The following is a 377-nucleotide window of genomic DNA, read 5'->3' as shown; positions in this document are numbered from 1 at the left end:
ACGCTTGATGTGCCTGAAGGGCAGATTGTGGGTTTTCTCGGTCCCAATGGATCCGGCAAGACAACAACGCTCCGGATGATGTGCGGCCTGCTGACGCCGGATGCAGGAAGCGGTACCTGCCTTGGTTACGATATTCTGACACAGGCGGATCAGATCAAGTTGCAGGTGGGCTATATGCCCCAAAAATTTTCGCTTTATGAAGACATGACCCTTGAAGAAAACCTGGCTTTCACGGCCCGCATTTACGGGCTGGACAACGTGCGGCGTGAAACAGCGGCAGTCTTGCGCAAGCTTGGGCTGTGGGAGCAGCGCAACAAGCTGGCCGGATCGCTTTCAGGAGGCTGGAAACAACGGCGGGCCCTGGCGAACTGCGTTAT

The 377-nt window shown here is 56.2% G+C and carries 1 protein-coding gene; it reads left to right on the top strand.

What is annotated here, in order from left to right; genetic code table 11:
* The coding region (locus QZ377_RS08610; RefSeq protein WP_291440751.1) for an ABC transporter ATP-binding protein at nucleotides 1-377 on the top strand (377 nt) is incomplete at both ends.

Origin of the sequence: Desulfovibrio sp. (assembly GCF_019424165.1) — a bacterium.
Lineage (GTDB): Bacteria > Desulfobacterota > Desulfovibrionia > Desulfovibrionales > Desulfovibrionaceae > Desulfovibrio.
This window is presented reverse-complemented; position numbering and strand designations above follow the sequence as displayed.